This is a genomic window from Aeromonas sp. R4-1 (assembly GCF_040908325.1).
GTDB classification, from domain to species: domain Bacteria; phylum Pseudomonadota; class Gammaproteobacteria; order Enterobacterales; family Aeromonadaceae; genus Aeromonas; species Aeromonas veronii.
Genome location: NZ_JBFODM010000096.1, coordinates 58,843 through 74,578 on the forward strand (window position 1 = coordinate 58,843; position 15,736 = coordinate 74,578).

Consider the following 15,736-nt stretch of genomic DNA (forward strand, 5'->3'; position numbering starts at 1 on the left):
TGCGACTGCCCTCTCTGTCGCAACTCGACTTTATTGGCGGATCAGACGCAGGTTGGCGGGCACCGCTTCGAAATCGGAGCGGAACGGGTTGATGTCGAGGCCGCCGCGGCGGGTATAGCGGGCATAGACGGTCAACTGCTCAGGCTGGCAATAGTGCTTGAGGTCGATAAAGATCCGCTCGATGCACTGCTCATGGAACTCGTTGTGCTGGCGAAACGAGATGAGATAGCGCAGCAGCTTCTTCCGATCGAGTTTCGGCCCCTTGTAGCGGATCACCACAGAGCCCCAGTCGGGCTGGCTGGTGACCAGACAGTTGGATTTGAGCAGGTGGCTGTGCAGGGTCTCCTCGACCTGCTCGCTACCGGCTGCCCCTTGCAGCAGGGACGCATCAAACTCGTAATTGTCTACCTCGATATCCTGCTCATCGATGCACTCGCCAGGCAGCAGGGCAATCTGGTGCGGCGCCTTGTCGAGGGGGAACAGGGTGACCGTGACGGTCTCCCCGGCACAGGCACTCAGATCCTTGGTCAGCATGGCGGCGACTGCCTCGATAGAGTCGCAACGGGTCTGGTTGAAGGAGTTGAGGTAGAGCTTGAAGGATTTGGATTCGATCAGGTTCGCACTGGTGGCCGGAATGGCCACTTCACCCACCGCCACCATCGGCTTGCCCCTGGCATTGAGCCAGGAGAGCTCATAGAGGGTCCAGACATCGCAACCGGTAAAGGGTAGGTCATCGCCCAGTTGGAGATCATCCCGGTTCAGGCTACGTGGAACCGGCTGCAGCAGGGAGGGGGTGTACTGGCTGATGTAATCGGATTGCTGGCCCAGGCTCAGGCCGGTCAGGGCGCTGGCCCCGGCGTATCTATCTTGTTTGCTCACAGGGTTGCTCACGTAATCTGCTCATGATGAGTGGAATGAAACGGGCCATTGCAGGGCCGGATGGTTGCAGCCGTTTGGCTTGGGCGTCGGCCTCTCGGTATCCCGGGTTCTGTATCCCGGGTCGCAAGGTCGGCTGGCAACCTTGTCTGTTACCGGGTTTGGTGGTGCAATAGCGGACTTTGCCAGCAATTGTGGGGATTTTCGATGTCGGATCAAGTTTTGTCTGCCCTGGAGCACTTTTTTACCCGCTGGCAACGGGATGGCGAGGCCAGACGAGGCCTGCCCCTGTGCGAGTGGGAGGCGGACTGGCGTTCCCCCTGCCAGCTTGGGGAGCCCGCCGATGGTCGGGTGGCCTGGCGTCCTCACCATCGTCCCGAACCCGCCGATTTTACGGCTATGGCCGATGCTCTTGAGCTGACAATTCATCCCTGCGCCATTGCCCTTTTCGGACACTGGTTCAGTCGCCCCATCCCCTGCCTTTTCAAGGGGCTGCGCCTTGAACTGATCTTGCCGTGGAACGATGCGGATCTCGACCTGCTCAGGGAGAACCTCATCGGCCACCTGCTGATGTTGCGCAAGTTAAAACGAACCCCCTCCATCTTTATTGCCACCACCCGCAACGAGATGACGCTCATCTCCCTTGATAACGAGAGTGGTCAGGTGTGGCTGGAGTGGCTCGATTCAGGCCGTCGGCTGCCGTTGGCGCCCTCTTTGCCGGCGTTTCTGGAACGGCTGGAGACGTTGCCGCAATAGCGCCGGTTCGAGCCAAGGTTACTCATCGGAACGAAAAGAGCCTTGCCATGCGGCAAGGCTCTTTTTTATGGCGTCGCGTACAGGGAACGCGCTTAATCCTTGAAATCCCAGGAGAGGTTGGAGACCAGACGGCAGCTGTCGCACTTGAAGTCGAAGATCTCGTGCAGTGGCTCTGCCAGCGCCCACTCACCGCCACAGCTGGGGCAGGGGCGCGCCTTCTCCTCGGCCGCGCTCAGCCCGCCCACCCGATAGAGGTAGTAGTAGGTGGGGATGCCGCTCAGCACTTCCAGCCGCTTGGCCAGATCGCTGCCGCGCCGGTAGAGGCGGCTGCCCACTTCGCCGATTTCGTGCAGCGCCGCATGTTCGGCGATGGAGCCGTTCATCTGCAGCTGATCGCATGCCTCCCAATCCTCCTGCCACTTGATGATCTGTTTCTGATCGCCGTTGGCGACTGCGGGCAGCTGGTAGAGCGGAATGGGGGCGAAGTGGTCGCCACAGCGCAGCGGCGAGCAGGTATGCAGGAAGCTGGTATAGAGCATCATCCAGCTCGGCCGCTCGCCCTGCTGGCCGCAAGGGTCGGTGCTGTCGGAAAGCAGATCCGCCCCTTGCAAATGGAGTTTGGGCGCCAGCAGCCCGGCTTGATTGAGCTGCTGCTCAGCCAGTTTGACCTGCTCGCTCTGGTTGTCGGGGTGCAGGCTATCCTGCTCCGGACAGACCACCCGACTGACGAAATAGCCCTCATGCATGCTGGTGGGGAACTCCCGCCCGAGGATCTGGCCCTGATAACGCAGCATGTCTAGGTAGTTGACGATGGCCCGCTCGGCGTCGCCAAGGGAGGTATCGCGGTAACACTCAAAGCAGAGTTCGACGATATACATGGTTCAGCCTTGCCCCTGCTGGAGGAGCAGGTCAGTCAGGCGATCCACCTTCTGTTCGATGCGCGCGAGCTGTTCGGCGAGTTGCTGCAGGGTGAGCTCCGGTGCTGGCTGAGGCACGGCCTCTGGCAGGAGCTCGCTCTCGGCGGTCGCGACGGGCTGCTGCTTCCACTGGCTCAGCACTTTCAGCAGCTCGGCCATAGGCACAGGCTGGGTGAGGCGGGCCTTGATCATGGCGGTGGTGGGTGTCAGGCCCTTGGCGGCCAGCTCGTTGGCAATTCGGATGATCTCGTGGGCGGACATAAGCATGCTCTGGGTGAGAAGGAGGGATCGATATCGGGGCGGGATCTTAACCAAAGCCGGCAGGGGAGGAAAGGGGCGGGCGGCTTAGCGGGGCTGGCGCAGCATCACATCTAGCTGGTCGATCGCCTCGCACCAGTCGGAGTCGTTCCACAGGGCGTCGCGCAGAAAGCTGGCCTGGGCGGCGTTCCAGAAAACGGCCTCCGGCAGCAGGGTCTCATTGTCGAGGTGATGGTCGTGCACAAAGCGGTGCAGGCTCAGCTCGTCGTTGGCCATCCCGAGCTGGGCAAACAGGGCTGGCAGATCGTGGACAAGGGGTTCCATCTCGTCTCTCCCTTTGTTTAATCCCTGAGATTATAGACAGGCACAGCCATCGGGCGCAGAGACGAGATTGGGGATCAGGCAGAGGGGATGCGATGGGGTGGCAGATCAACGCCCACGACGTGCAGCCCCTGCATCTTGAGGGTGCCCTGATAGTGGCTCTCGCCATCGCTGGAGAATTCAAACTGATAGTGGGTCAGCAGCCGCAGGGGATTATGCGCCAGCTCCCGCCGATGGCGAGCCAGTGACAGCAGTTGCAGATCATGGTGCTGGCAGTAGCGGCGCATATATTGCCAGGCCACTTCTGCCTGTTGGCGTTGCAGCCAGAACAGGCCGGCAACAGCAATCAGCAACAAAATTCCGAGCATCTCTCCCATAGGCGGGCTTCCTTATCGTGATGTCGATAACCGGGAGTCCTGCTCGGCACTCCCGATCTCCTTTTCTATTTCCCGCCGTGTTGCCTCGTTGCGTGAGGGGGAGGCGAGGGATCAGGCCGAGGCAAACAGACGGCCGATGGCCTTGCCCAGCGCATCGCTGCGCTCGGGGTCGCGCAGTCTGGCCAGCATATCATTGCGCAGGGTCGGTAAAGTGACCAACTCGGCAAAAACCTGATTGAAGAACTGGGTCGGTTGTAGCGCCAGTTGTTCCAGATAGTGGCTGAGCAGATTGGCATCTTTCAGATCGGGCCAGAGCCGGCCCGCAATGGCGAGCAGCAGCGCCGGGCTTGGCTGGGTTTGCAGCAGGGTCAGCAGCTTGTTGGTGCGCAAAGTGCTGCCGGGGCAGGAGGCCATGGCGCGGCAGAGGTAGGCCAGGGTCTCCGGGTTGGGGGCGGCGCACTCCTGCTCCTTGCCGATCCGCTCAAGCAGGGCGCCTTGTACTGCCGGCGGCAGCGGGGCGTTTTCAAGGCTCTGGCAGAGGGCATAGAGCGGCTCTTGCGGCAGTTTGGGCAGCGCCTTGCAGATCAGCGCCAGATTGCGTTCATCATGGAGTCGCTCGGCCAGATCGGCAAAGCCCTGCAGTCCCAGCGTTTGCCAACCGGTGTCGTTGGGGGCGGCCAGATAGTGGCAGAGGGCATCGTAATAGGCGGAAGGGGCCTGCTCCAGCTGGCGCGCCAGCTTGGCGTGCAGACTGGCCATTTTTGCCTCCGCCGGGCGGAAGGTGTAGGGATTGTCGGCCAAGCGCTGGGCTTTCTCTTCATCCAGATCGCCGGTGAGCTTGTAGCCCAGGGTCTCCACCACCTGATCCATGAACAGCTTGGGACCATTTGACATCAGCAGGCCGCGCTCATCGAGGGCAAACTTGAGGAACCAGAGGTAGTGGCGAGACTCGCTCGGCTGGAAGAAGTGCACACCGAGCCAGGCGTGCTGTTGCAGCGGCCAGGGGTAGGGTTCCTGCTGCTGTTCGATGCGCACAAAGGTATCGCTTGCCAGTGACCGCACCTGGCGGCCCATGTCAAACAGCTGGAACTGGGTGCCAGCCTGAGTCAGAAATTCGGTCAAGGTATTGATGGCAGTAGGCGTCGCAGACATGGTGAGATCCGGCTAATGGTGATGCGGGCCGATTATAAGGCCCTTGCCGAGGATAGCCAGTGGCAGCAGACGCGCGCTGCGGCAGATATCAACATGGCAGCCATGCGGGGGGAGGTGTATAGTATCGCCCTTCTTTTAACGGCGGCAGGCCGCGCTGGCTGCCGTGTGTGTCGATGAGCCGGCTGAATCGCCGGTGCTGCGCGACCGAATGTATCGGCATCCTGGCTGGCCCTGTCGGGTCGGCGGATCAATCTGTGGTTATGAGGAAGAGAGCGAGATGAATCAATATTTGCTGGTAGCTGGCCTGTTGGGGGAACTCACCGCCGAGTTGCAGCGCCTTGAGCGCTGGCAAGCTGACCATCCCGGTGACGAAGCCCAGGCAAGCACCCTGCCTTTTTGTGTCGATACCCTGAGCTTTGATCAGTGGCTGCAGTTCGTGCTGATCCCGCGCATGGAGCAGCTGGTGATGTTGCAGGCGCCGTTGCCCACCAGCGTCTCCCTTTATCCTATGGCTAGCGAAGTCTACAAAGAGGATCTGGCCGAAGCAGAAGCGCTGCTGCGCCTGATCGCCCGCTTCGATCTGCTGCTTTCCGGCAAAGTGATCGAACAATGATGCCAGATCAAACCCGAGAAGAGAGTGACTTGAAGCTGACCCTGCTCTATCAGGATGAGTGGCTGGTGGCGGTCAACAAGCCGTCTGGTCTGCTGGTACACCGCAGCTGGCTCGACAAGGGCGAGACCCGTTTTGCCATGCAGATGACCCGGGATCTCATCGGCGGTCGCCATGTCTATCCGGTGCATCGCCTCGATCGGCCCACCTCAGGCGTGCTGCTGTTTGCGCTCGATCCGGTGATTGCCCGGGCCCTGACTGAAGCCTTTACCCAACGTCAGGTGCACAAGGAGTATCTGGCATTGGTGCGTGGCTGGGCGCCCGAGCAGGGGGTGATCGACTATCCCCTCAAGGAGCAGCTGGACAAGATTGCCGATGCCATGAGCAACCCGGATCGCCCGGCGCAGGATGCCGTCACCACCTTCCGGCGCCTGCATCAGGTCGAGCTGCCCCACGCGGTCTCCAAGAAGCACCCCACCAGTCGCTACAGTCTGGTTAGATTGTTCCCGAAGACCGGCCGCAAGCATCAGCTGCGCCGCCATATGGATCACCTGTTCCACCCCATTGTCGGGGATACCACCCACGGGGATGGCCGCCACAACCGTTTCTTTCGCGAGCACTTTGGCTCCGAACGGCTGCTGCTGGTGGCCCGCACCCTGAGCTTTACCCATCCGGTGCTCAAGGTGCCAATGCGGATCCAGGCTCCGCTCGGTCAGGATGTGTTGCGCTTGTTTGCCGAGTTGGGCTGGCCCGCCAGCGAGAGCGACTACTAAGCGCCTGATCCTCAGCCTTGAACCGGTGGCATCTGACGCCAGCTTGCTGATAGAGTTGCTCAAAAGAGTGACTCAAGCAGGGAGAGGAGAATGGCGCAGATCGATATCGTGGTAGGAACTGTCTATGGCGCAGCCATGCTGGTGGCCGAGACCTTGGCAGATGAGCTGGAACGCAAGGGGCATCACTGTTCTCTGCACGAAGAAGCACGGCTGGCGGACATTGACCTCGGCCGTTTTTTATTGCTGGTCAGTGCCACCACCGGGCAGGGGGACATTCCTCCCAATCTGCAGCCCTTTGCCAGCGAGCTGGCTGACAAGGCGCCCTGGCTCAAGGGGCTGCGTTATGCCCTGATTGCCATGGGTGACAGCAGCTATGACCACTTTTGTGGCGCGGGCCGTCGGCTGGACGGATTGCTGCAAGAGTTGGGGGCCACGCGAGTGATTCTCCCGCTGGAGCTGGATGCCACCGTGCACGATGAACCCGAACAGGTGGCACTCAGCTGGTTGAAGAGCGTGCTTATTCCCTTGTCAGATCATTAGCAATGACTCTTGCTGATTTGATTAATGTGGGAGATTGTGAGTCCCCGGTAGTGTTGAGGCGATAAATCGCAAAGCCATATTCTGGCAGTGTGCACGTATCACTTAGCTGGACAATGTTATTGTCATATAAATCAAAGACTGATTTGTCTGCCAATTGTGATGGCAAAGTGATCGTGCTTTGGCCTGCGGATGCATTCATGATGATAAATACAGTATCATGTTGATGTGTTTTACTGTAAATCAGCGTCTGACCATCAGATAATAGCCAGTCCATATTATGGCTGATCATTGCTGGTGTATTTTTACGAAGAGCAATCAGTTTTTTCATGTGTTGTAGCAGGTCGCGATCCTGCTTAGCCGGATCCCATTCCATACATGCTCTATTAAGCGGATCTGAGCCACCTGCCATCCCTATTTCGCTACCATAATAGATACATGGCGTGCCTGTCTGGCTCAAGAGAAATAAAAATGAAAGTTTCACTCTATTTTTGTCGCCATGACACAAATGAAGAATTCTTGGGGTGTCGTGGCTATCTAGAAGAGAAAACATAACTTCATTGACATTGATTGGGTAGTTAACAAAAGCCTCATTAATAAGGTGTTTAAATGTTTTTGCATCAATGCTCTGATGTGCGAAAAAGTTTAAAATCGCTTCAGCCATCGGATAGTTCATGACCGCATCAAACTGATCGCCTGTTAACCAATTATGTGCGTCGTGCCATACTTCACCCAAAATAAACAATTCTGGCTTTAAGCGTTTCATTTCGATTCTAAAACGTCGCCAGAAATGTTGATCAACTTCATTGGCAACATCTAGCCGCCAGGCATCAATGTCAAATTCACGTATCCAATAACGTCCTACCTCTAATAAGTGCTCAATGACATCTGGATTTTCTGTATTTAATTTTGGCATTCCCGTAGAGAACGAAAATGAGCGATAATTCAAACGCTCTTTATTTAGAGTTGCATCGTTATTTATTAAAGGAAAATCATCAATATAAAACCAATTATAGTACTTTGATTTAACGCCATTTTTAATTACATCCTGCCATTGAGGAGACTGCTCTCCCAGATGATTAAAAACTGCATCTAGCATGATCTTGATGCCACGACGATGAGCCTCTTTACAAAGAGATTTTAATGTATCTATATCACCAAAGTGAGGGTCGATAGTAAAATAATCGATAGCGTCGTACTTGTGATTGCTGGGGGCCAGTGTTAATGGTGTGAAATAAATACCAGTGATACCAAGAGCATCTAAGTAATCCAGATGGTCGATGACGCCTTGCAAGTCACCGCCAAAGAAACTTTTGTTAGCGGGAATCATTGATCCCCATGGCTGAGCCTGTGGAGGTGATAGAGTCGGCATCCCATTCGCGAAGCGTTCCGGAAATATCTGGTACCAGACAGTATTTTTAACCCATTCTGGAGGGGTGAACACGTCAATAGCATTAAGATATGGGAAACAATAGAAGTTAACAAGCTGATCCAGAGCTGGGTCATCTGAGAGATTAGAAAGTGGAACAATCCTCTTTTCACCGATTAAGAGTATTTCTGTGTTGTTTTTTACTATAAAAGCATAACGACTACGATAGAATTCAGGGGTGAATTCACATAGCCAGTAATCGTGGAGTTCAGTTTCACACTCTTTTTTCATTGGATAGTTCCGTCCACCTAACCATCCGCTAGCGCCTTCGTTATTTAAATTCCCCCCCCCTCCCTGACTTGCCCAGTCAAAAGGATCTCCTGCACGCAGGAATACTTCCGTTACCTCCCCCTTTGCCGTGCGCAATCTCATATGGAGTTGATTGCTACTATATGCATAGGACATATTTGTATGAGAACGATGAAAAATAGCTGCGCGAGTGATTTTTTTGTCCATGAAAAGTCTCTTATTCTAACTACTTTATAAATTGATTCCGCATAGATATAGTGTGGGCTAAAATATAGCCCACACTATATCGTTATTTTGTGGTTAGCCACACAACAGCTTCGAGTGGTCTTAGCTCATCTGAGTTGCTTGGTGTTGGATAGTTTGTTAGTAATGGCTCTAATGTTGCCAAGTCGTCTTTATGCACAGGTATGGCTAAAGGTGTGGTAGTCAGGTTTGCCATGACGATCAAGGTTTTTCCCTGCCATTGACGGCTGTAGCAGATATGGTTTGAGGTATCACTACTGAGCATAGTGAAATCCCCCTCGCGAATAATATCTAGTTTTTTTCTGAGAGAGATCAATGTGCGATAGCAGTTGAATACAGAGTTATCATCATGTTGTTGATTGGCGACATTGATTGAATGGTAATTTTCATTCACTTGGATCCAGGGAGTGACAGTGCTGAAACCGGCATGGTTAGTATCATCCCATTGCATGGGGGTTCTCGCATTATCTCTGCTAATTTTGCTGATTCTGGTCAATACTTCTGATTCGGTTGCATCATTGATATGGCTGTTAAAGTAGTTTTTAGCCTCTATGTCACGAATCTCAGAAGGGTGCCATTGGCGATTGGTCATACCCAGTTCTTCACCTTGGTAAATAAATGGCGTTCCTTGTTGCATGTGTAGAATAATTGCCCATTGCTTTGCACTTAACTCTCGCCATTGTGGGGTATCATTACCAAATCTTGATACGGCTCGAGGTAGATCATGATTGGATAAGAACAAACTATTCCAACCTTGGTTGCGTAGTTCACATTGGTTTCTGGTAAACACATTCTTGATTGTCTTTATATCGATGTGAGATTGCCATTTATCATGGCCGAATCCCAAGTGCTCGAAGTTAAACACCATAGAAAATTCATCCCCAGCGGGAGATGAATAGCTCTTCATGTGTTCAAGGTCTGCTGACCATGTTTCGCCAACCGTGATAATATTCTTGCCTCCAAAAGTGGAGTGGTTCAGCTCCTTGATGTAATCATGCAGGCGTGGGCCATTGCTCATGCTGCGAGTCGGCCAGTTTTTGCTGATCATATCGATCACGTCGAAGCGGAATCCTTTTATGCCTTGGTCTAGCCAAAACTGTACGACTGCAGCCATAGCCTTACGTACATTTACATTATCCCAGTCTAGGTCTGCCTGTGTAATATCGAAATTATGCAGATAGTACATATCAAGTGCAGGTACATATTCCCAAGCATTACCACAAAAAATGGATGTCAATGGGTATTCATTAACGAATTGCTGATCTCTAAATACATAGAAATCTTGATAGTATTTGTCTCCTGCCAATGCTTTTTTAAACCAGGAATGTTCGGTAGATGTGTGATTGGCAACAATATCCATCATGATGCCTATGCCTAGCGTTGCGGCCTCTGATATGAGTGCCAGCATATCTGAAAAGGAACCAAATGCTGGATCAATATCATGGTAATTACTAATGTCATAGCCATTATCCCGCTGTGGAGAAGCATAAACCGGGGTAAGCCACAGCATATCAACACCTAACTGGGACAAGTAACCAAGGCGAGATCTGATACCATTGAGATCACCAATTCCATCCCCATTACTGTCTTGGAAGCTGCGTGGGTAAATCTGATAGATAACACTATTCCGTTCAGTTTTCATGGAGACCCCTTGGTTCTAATTTATTAAGTTAAATGTAGTGATAAATTATTCATGGTTACAGATATTTAACTTTGGCAATTGTAATTGATGTCAATTGAAAATCATAAGTACTCATTGGTTTGAAAAGGTTTGCAGTCTGTTGTAACTCATCATTCTGGGAGCTTGATCACAACATCAGTATTCCATAGAGATATGTGATTTTGTGGTTGTGCTTGCAGAAAAATAACCTGTGATGCAATTGACTTCAGTGGTGGTTAAATATCAAGCATCATGAAAGCGATTTCAATCATAGAATTGGTTTATAAATCGGCAAAAATAATGAGCGACGTGATTGGTTAGTTCGGGATTGATATCGTTTTCAAGGGGGGCATTGTTGCGCGAGGCTTGCTAACTTCGGCACGCATTCACTCTTTATTGCTTTTTGTTGGTGTATTATTGCTTTATTGGTCTATTATTTGGTTTTTGTCTTTGTGATGCTCGTCACTTTTACAATGAAGATTGGAAATGTATAGTGCCCCTCAAGTTCACATCACGTAATAAACAGTCAGTTGTGAACAATTATAAAAACACGAGTTATTCCTTTAGTTTTTAGTGATTTGCTATTTCTACTTCCTATTAAATGGAGTTAATGATGACTAACAAAAGTGTAATTGCTACTGCAGTGGCTTCAGTTTTATTTGCTGGGTGTGCCTTTGCTCAAGATGCGGCTAAAGGTACTGATGTGTTGAAAGATGGATGGGAGGTTCATGGTTATGGTTCCATGAACGTAAGAAACATCGATGGGGAAACGGTAGATACCGAATTTGGTAAACCAGACTATAAAACTGCAGGTACTCATGGCAAGAGCACCAACCAGGTGGAGTTTTCTCTGAAAAAACATACCGAGCATCAAAATGGTGTATGGTCTGATTTTGTACTGCGTTCAGAGTATGGCAACGGTAACTCCTATGCTTATTCCTCCGATGGTAGCCAGAAGAAAAACGATGAAGCGCAATTCGAAGTGAAAGAGGCCTTTGTCGAAATCGGTGGTCTCTCCTTCCTGGGGGATGATACGTCTGTTTGGGGTGGTCAGCGTTACCTCAACCGTGCTGCAGGCTTGCTCTCGGGTGAATACTGGAAGCAATCTTCTGGTGTGGGCACCGGTGTACAGACCAAAATTGCCGGTAACACGGCAGGCGTGGCCATGGTGATGGCAGATCCTGATGCTGGGGCATTGCCATATAGTGAGGCCGCAATTGCTGCAATAGATAAAAATCCAAATTTAACCCAAGGCCAAAAGGATGCGTTAAAAGGGCAGTATCGCAATACTGATCGCAGTACTTTGACCAGCTATGATTTTTATTACTATGGGGTTGATGTCGGCTTCGGTAAGCTTGATTTTGACTTCAAATATATGAAGCAGGCCAACAAAGACAGCGATAGTGAAGATGGTATTGGTGCCGGTGTGACCTTGAACACCAACTATTACGGGCTGGATGGTTGGGCGCAGAGTGCCGTCGCGTATGGTAAAGGTGTGGCTCAGAACCGTGGCCTTAACTTTGGTAGCTGGTCCGGTGGTAATGATAAAGCCGAGTCCATTTTTGCAACCACCTATGGTGTGTGGAACATCTCTGACCGTTGGCAGATGGGATCTGAAGTCACCTATTTTGGCGCCCTGGATGAGCTGTTTGGTGCTGAGGATTTGTCTCGCTTCCTGGTTGCCGTTCGTCCTTCTTATAAGATCAACGATAACCTTCGCGTAGAGATGACCGGTTCATATGGTCAGGAGAAAGGTGCAGAGGGTTATTGGGGCCGAACTGGCGATGCAGTAAAGGGTGAGTTCTATAACGTAGAGCTGGCTCTGCCGATCACCGTCAATGCTGATTACTTTGGCCGTCCACAAATTAAACCTTATGTCAGCTATATTGCTGCTGATGATGCCGCCAGTGCCAGCACTATCGGTATCAAAGATGGCAAAGATGAAACAGTTGTTGGTGTTCATACCGAAATTTGGTTCTAAGAAATATGTTACAACAATGGGCAGCATTTATGCTGCCCTTTTTGTTGGTAGATTCATTGATACAATGTGCTAAATTGTTTACGGTAGATACTTTAAGTGGACTTGTATCATCGTGATTTTTGATTTTAGGATGAAAAGATATGAAAAATGTAAGCAGTATTTCATGCCTGGTGTTTAGCGCATTGATATCAGGGTGTGCCGTCAATCAACCATCAGTGTTGAATGTTATGCCACCGAGTGACACAGAGTTATGTTGTCAGAGTTACTCGCAACTACCCTATGTTCAATTAAATGATAATGAAACTGTCAAGTTCAATATTGATGGCGCATCCCCTGCAGCAAATTTTGCTGGTGGTAATAGCCACTTTGCTGCATTCAAATTTGGTGAGCGAGGTCTTGACATTACAGTATCATTGTCAAGTTATTTTTATGACGGTTCAGTATTCGCTCCAGAAATTGCTTTGTTGAGTGCTGATTTTAAAGTGGTGAAACATGTTAAGAACAGTGATTTTAAGGTGTCAACCTCAGATGCATTTACTAAATCAAGATATAATTATCGTCTGAAGATAAACACCATTGAAACACCATATATGGTGGTGTATACCCCATCTGAACTGTTAGGAAAAAAAATAACCACGACTCATCCGGCAAGAATCCGTGCGCAAGAGTTGGGTGAACCTATGCCAATGGTCACAGACCCAGCGTATACCTTCCAAAATGGTGGTTCGCTGGAGTTGTCTGTTGAGTTGTTAACCCTGAAACCCGTGGTGAACCAACCTGTAGGTGCTGTTATGACATCAAGGGTAGTGGCTGTTGGGGCTGTGGATAAAAAGGCAGCCATCCCTGCCGTGATTCAGGACGATACCAAGCATTATTACCTAAATGCAATTGAGCAAGCTGCAAAAGGTAAAGATATTCAGAAAGCATTAGCTCTGCGTGATGAAGCCAAAGCATTGGGTATTGTTGAAGCTGAAGCTATGTTTATTAAATCCATAAGTGCCAAGTAATCATCATTATTATCTTTAAATGTCTCACCTTGCGGTGAGACATTTTATCTTTTTGGTATCCATTGGTTGTCTTTGTAATTTTATTTATATGGAGGTTTTTATGGAGAAAATATCTCAAGGTGGTGATTTTCATGATGGTGAAATGAAAGGTGAATGTGAATACACTGCTCGTGAGCAAAATAAGCATCCATCGATGAATGAGCTATTTGATGCATTGGCCATAAATAGTAGAGAAAGTATTGATTATGTCTTTTCTGATAATGTAGATGGTTTTTATTCTGGTTGTACACACATATCAGAACGATGTGGCAAGTATATCAGTGGTTCACATCCTGTTTTGACTGGATACCGATTCCATATTAATAATGGAGTCTGTGATCGAGCTACTGCGCTTAACGCTACATTGTTGCCATATGGTGTATCACACTACTATGATAATGCCTGTGAGCATATGTCATTGATTAGTGGTCAGCGCTTACTTTCATTTACTATTGAAAGTGAGTTGAATAGCTTGCTAGCGGCTGAGTTCTCGATTGGTTCGCAATTGTTATTGCATAAGGCGGGACATAACAATCCCGCATTAATTGTGTATGAGTTGCTGGATTGTCCTGCTTCATGTCGTTTCATGGCATTATCAAGCAATCATCCTTTTACGGTAGCTGTCAGTGATACGGTATCAGATCCTTTGGATGGCACCGATAATAAAAAAATTCATCTATCTTCCTTGGCTGAGATTTCAGAACTTGCGATATACATCGGATTTTCTGATTCGAAAGAGGCTGCTGTCTCTATAGTTTCTGAGGCTATTACTGGTGATGAGATAAGTCAACATAAGAAAAGAGTCTATGACTTTCTCATGGGTAGCTATTTTTGGTGCAGCGATACGGAATATAGCAAAGCTGTTATGTGGGCTAGATTGGCGAGCCAATCATTTGTCAATACAGAGTTCGGTTACGGTATCTGGGCAGGTTTTCCATGGTTTAAAGATATTTGGGGGAGAGATAGTTTCATTTCTTTGCCTGGAATATGTCTGGTCAATGGACAGTTTGATATTGCGAGGAAAATTATTGAAAATTTTGCCACCATGCAAAATTGCAATGTGCAGTCAGTTGACTATGGCAGAATACCTAATCGTGTCACCAGTAAAGATAACATAATATATAACACTACAGATGGAACGCCTTGGATGATAAGAGGTGTTCTGGAATATATTAATCATAGTGGCGACTTGGCATTCGCGAAAGTCATTTATCCAGTGATCAAACGATTTATTGAGGGAGTCGAAAAAAATTATCTGGATCATGATGGTCTTATGAAGCATAAGGATCCAGATACCTGGATGGATGCGAAAATTGAAGGTGTGATCCCTTGGTCACCGCGTGGTTGTAAGGCCAATGATATTCAGGCATTGTGGTTTGAGTCTATTGGGGTCGCTAAAGAGTTAGCGCATCTTATTAGTGATCAGGTAGGCGAAAAAAAATATCTTGCAATGTCTGAAAAAATCAAAGAAAGCTTTGTTAAAAAATTCTGGGATGCTGAGAGAGAAATTCTTGCTGACCGAATTAATGATATTGATGAGCAAGATTGGAGTATTCGTCCTAATCAGTTGATGGTAATTACTATTCCGCACTGTGATATGTTATTGCCGATAGATAATGCTCAACATGTAATAAAAAACAGCATCAATAATTTACTTTTCCCATGGGGTATATGTTCTCTTAGCCAAGACCATTCAGAGTTCCATCCCTACCATGATAATCAAGTTATGTATCATAAAGATGCTGCATATCATAATGGGACGATCTGGGGATGGAATGCCGGTTTTACGATTAGTGCCTTATTGAAGTTTAATAAAATACATGTGGCATATGCATTATCAAAAAATCTTGCTGATCAAATATTGCATCAAGGTTATCGGGGAACTATGAGTGAAAATCTTGATGCCTATCAACACGACCCGGCCAAACTTGTTGAATCAGGAACATATTCTCAAGCTTGGTCGGTAGCTGAGTATACCAGGAATCTGTATCAAGACTATATTGGATATAAACCGGAGTTGCTCCATAAACGAGTCACTATATCACCAAAACTTCCATGTGAGTGGCGCAATGTAGTGGCACGATTGCCGCTAGGGGGTGATAATAAAATCATCTTAAATATAAATGTTGAAGATGAACGTACAATTTACTGTTTAAGTACGGAAAAACCCCTGGATAATATATGTGTGATTATTAATCTACCATTGCAGAGTGGTGACACATGGACCGTTAAGGCAACGCTAGGACAGGCAGTTAAAATAATGGTTAACATTAAAGACTGCGTTGCTGAGGGTGTAATTATTGAATGTGTGAAAAACTTGACTGAGACGTACCCAGTTCTTGATGATATTTCATTTTCTATTCCCAACTGGAATATTAAGCATCAAGCTTTGCAAGAAAATAATTTTTTATTGCGTAAGCGATACAGTCTGTGAGTCATATTGATAAGGTGGAGTATGCTTAACCATCCCCTCATATGAGCGAGGCGTGGCGCGGCTTCTGAGGTATGATCGCCATCCTTGACCAGCTAATACCCAACAGACTATCCCCAT

Annotated in this window: 15 protein-coding genes; 7 read left to right on the top strand and 8 right to left on the bottom strand. The window is 49.3% G+C overall.

All coding sequences use genetic code 11. The features are described 5' to 3' along the window. Window positions 1-30: 30 nt before the first annotated feature. Window positions 31-879 (bottom strand): NADPH-dependent 7-cyano-7-deazaguanine reductase QueF, encoded by an 849-nt coding sequence (gene queF / locus AB5Y90_RS18190; protein WP_335836950.1) that lies wholly within the window; start codon window positions 877-879, stop codon window positions 31-33. Window positions 880-1,083: 204 nt separating this feature from the next. Between queF and AB5Y90_RS18195 the strand changes: the two genes are divergently transcribed. Beyond that, window positions 1,084-1,632, top strand: coding sequence for a SecY-interacting protein Syd (locus AB5Y90_RS18195; RefSeq protein ID WP_247824070.1), 549 nt, complete (start codon window positions 1,084-1,086; stop codon window positions 1,630-1,632). A 92-nt stretch (window positions 1,633-1,724) separates the two neighbouring features. Here AB5Y90_RS18195 and AB5Y90_RS18200 read toward each other — a convergent pair whose 3' ends face one another. The 5 genes from AB5Y90_RS18200 to AB5Y90_RS18220 all read right to left on the bottom strand — a co-directional run bounded on the left by AB5Y90_RS18200 (window position 1,725) and on the right by AB5Y90_RS18220 (window position 4,657). Continuing rightward, window positions 1,725-2,510, bottom strand: a complete 786-nt coding sequence (locus AB5Y90_RS18200) for a Zn-ribbon-containing protein (protein WP_203118288.1) — start codon at window positions 2,508-2,510, stop codon at window positions 1,725-1,727. 3 nt (window positions 2,511-2,513) lie between these two features. Continuing rightward, window positions 2,514-2,810, bottom strand: coding sequence for a DNA-binding protein (locus AB5Y90_RS18205; RefSeq protein WP_042081118.1), 297 nt, complete (start codon window positions 2,808-2,810; stop codon window positions 2,514-2,516). An 84-nt stretch (window positions 2,811-2,894) separates the two neighbouring features. Next, entirely contained in the window at window positions 2,895-3,131 is a 237-nt protein-coding gene (locus AB5Y90_RS18210) for a DUF2789 family protein (RefSeq protein ID WP_064338556.1), read from the bottom strand. A gap of 74 nt (window positions 3,132-3,205) precedes the next feature. Next, window positions 3,206-3,505 carry a DUF3301 domain-containing protein gene (locus tag AB5Y90_RS18215; RefSeq protein WP_005338600.1) on the bottom strand — a complete coding sequence of 100 codons (300 nt, stop codon included), beginning with the start codon at window positions 3,503-3,505 and terminating at the stop codon, window positions 3,206-3,208. A gap of 111 nt (window positions 3,506-3,616) precedes the next feature. Further along, window positions 3,617-4,657, bottom strand: coding sequence for a DUF3549 family protein (locus tag AB5Y90_RS18220; RefSeq protein WP_201952222.1), 1,041 nt, complete (start codon window positions 4,655-4,657; stop codon window positions 3,617-3,619). A 277-nt stretch (window positions 4,658-4,934) separates the two neighbouring features. Between AB5Y90_RS18220 and AB5Y90_RS18225 the strand changes: the two genes are divergently transcribed. The 3 genes from AB5Y90_RS18225 to AB5Y90_RS18235 all read left to right on the top strand — a co-directional run bounded on the left by AB5Y90_RS18225 (window position 4,935) and on the right by AB5Y90_RS18235 (window position 6,580). Next, on the top strand, window positions 4,935-5,270 hold the full coding sequence (locus AB5Y90_RS18225; RefSeq protein ID WP_368167472.1) for a YqcC family protein: 336 nt from the start codon (window positions 4,935-4,937) through the stop codon (window positions 5,268-5,270). After that, entirely contained in the window at window positions 5,267-6,040 is a 774-nt protein-coding gene (gene truC, locus AB5Y90_RS18230) for a tRNA pseudouridine(65) synthase TruC (RefSeq protein ID WP_368167474.1), read from the top strand. The genes AB5Y90_RS18225 and truC overlap by 4 nt, the downstream gene beginning before the upstream one ends. Before the next feature lie 90 nt (window positions 6,041-6,130). Further along, complete coding sequence (locus AB5Y90_RS18235; RefSeq protein ID WP_368167476.1) at window positions 6,131-6,580, top strand: flavodoxin; 450 nt, start codon at window positions 6,131-6,133, stop codon at window positions 6,578-6,580. Here AB5Y90_RS18235 and AB5Y90_RS18240 read toward each other — a convergent pair. Both AB5Y90_RS18240 and AB5Y90_RS18245 read right to left on the bottom strand, forming a co-directional pair. Further along, window positions 6,558-8,462 carry a glycoside hydrolase family 13 protein gene (locus AB5Y90_RS18240; protein WP_368167478.1) on the bottom strand — a complete coding sequence of 635 codons (1,905 nt, stop codon included), beginning with the start codon at window positions 8,460-8,462 and terminating at the stop codon, window positions 6,558-6,560. The two genes, AB5Y90_RS18235 and AB5Y90_RS18240, sit on opposite strands and share 23 nt — an antisense overlap. Before the next feature lie 82 nt (window positions 8,463-8,544). After that, a complete protein-coding gene (locus AB5Y90_RS18245; RefSeq protein ID WP_368167479.1) occupies window positions 8,545-10,140 on the bottom strand; it encodes an alpha-glucosidase in 1,596 nt (531 codons plus the stop codon). A 628-nt stretch (window positions 10,141-10,768) separates the two neighbouring features. Here AB5Y90_RS18245 and AB5Y90_RS18250 point away from each other — a divergent pair. From AB5Y90_RS18250 to AB5Y90_RS18260, 3 genes are all read left to right on the top strand, one after another. Then, window positions 10,769-12,139: a carbohydrate porin gene (locus tag AB5Y90_RS18250; protein ID WP_368167481.1), complete on the top strand. Its 1,371-nt coding sequence runs from the start codon at window positions 10,769-10,771 to the stop codon at window positions 12,137-12,139. 140 nt (window positions 12,140-12,279) lie between these two features. Continuing rightward, a complete protein-coding gene (locus AB5Y90_RS18255) occupies window positions 12,280-13,146 on the top strand; it encodes a MalM family protein (RefSeq protein WP_368167483.1) in 867 nt (288 codons plus the stop codon). Window positions 13,147-13,246: 100 nt separating this feature from the next. Further along, window positions 13,247-15,619, top strand: a complete 2,373-nt coding sequence (locus AB5Y90_RS18260; protein WP_368167485.1) for an amylo-alpha-1,6-glucosidase — start codon at window positions 13,247-13,249, stop codon at window positions 15,617-15,619. Window positions 15,620-15,736 lie beyond the last annotated feature (117 nt).

Coding starts and splice junctions, on each gene's coding strand:
- AB5Y90_RS18220 (WP_201952222.1), bottom strand. CDS start 4,657: ATGTCTGCGACGCCTACTGCCATCAATACCTTGACCGAATTTCTGACT.
- AB5Y90_RS18205 (WP_042081118.1), bottom strand. CDS start 2,810: ATGTCCGCCCACGAGATCATCCGAATTGCCAACGAGCTGGCCGCCAAG.
- AB5Y90_RS18235 (WP_368167476.1), top strand. CDS start 6,131: ATGGCGCAGATCGATATCGTGGTAGGAACTGTCTATGGCGCAGCCATG.
- AB5Y90_RS18210 (WP_064338556.1), bottom strand. CDS start 3,131: ATGGAACCCCTTGTCCACGATCTGCCAGCCCTGTTTGCCCAGCTCGGG.
- AB5Y90_RS18200 (WP_203118288.1), bottom strand. CDS start 2,510: ATGTATATCGTCGAACTCTGCTTTGAGTGTTACCGCGATACCTCCCTT.
- AB5Y90_RS18240 (WP_368167478.1), bottom strand. CDS start 8,462: ATGGACAAAAAAATCACTCGCGCAGCTATTTTTCATCGTTCTCATACA.
- AB5Y90_RS18225 (WP_368167472.1), top strand. CDS start 4,935: ATGAATCAATATTTGCTGGTAGCTGGCCTGTTGGGGGAACTCACCGCC.
- AB5Y90_RS18215 (WP_005338600.1), bottom strand. CDS start 3,505: ATGGGAGAGATGCTCGGAATTTTGTTGCTGATTGCTGTTGCCGGCCTG.
- AB5Y90_RS18195 (WP_247824070.1), top strand. CDS start 1,084: ATGTCGGATCAAGTTTTGTCTGCCCTGGAGCACTTTTTTACCCGCTGG.
- AB5Y90_RS18260 (WP_368167485.1), top strand. CDS start 13,247: ATGGAGAAAATATCTCAAGGTGGTGATTTTCATGATGGTGAAATGAAA.
- AB5Y90_RS18250 (WP_368167481.1), top strand. CDS start 10,769: ATGATGACTAACAAAAGTGTAATTGCTACTGCAGTGGCTTCAGTTTTA.
- truC (WP_368167474.1), top strand. CDS start 5,267: ATGATGCCAGATCAAACCCGAGAAGAGAGTGACTTGAAGCTGACCCTG.
- AB5Y90_RS18245 (WP_368167479.1), bottom strand. CDS start 10,140: ATGAAAACTGAACGGAATAGTGTTATCTATCAGATTTACCCACGCAGC.
- AB5Y90_RS18255 (WP_368167483.1), top strand. CDS start 12,280: ATGAAAAATGTAAGCAGTATTTCATGCCTGGTGTTTAGCGCATTGATA.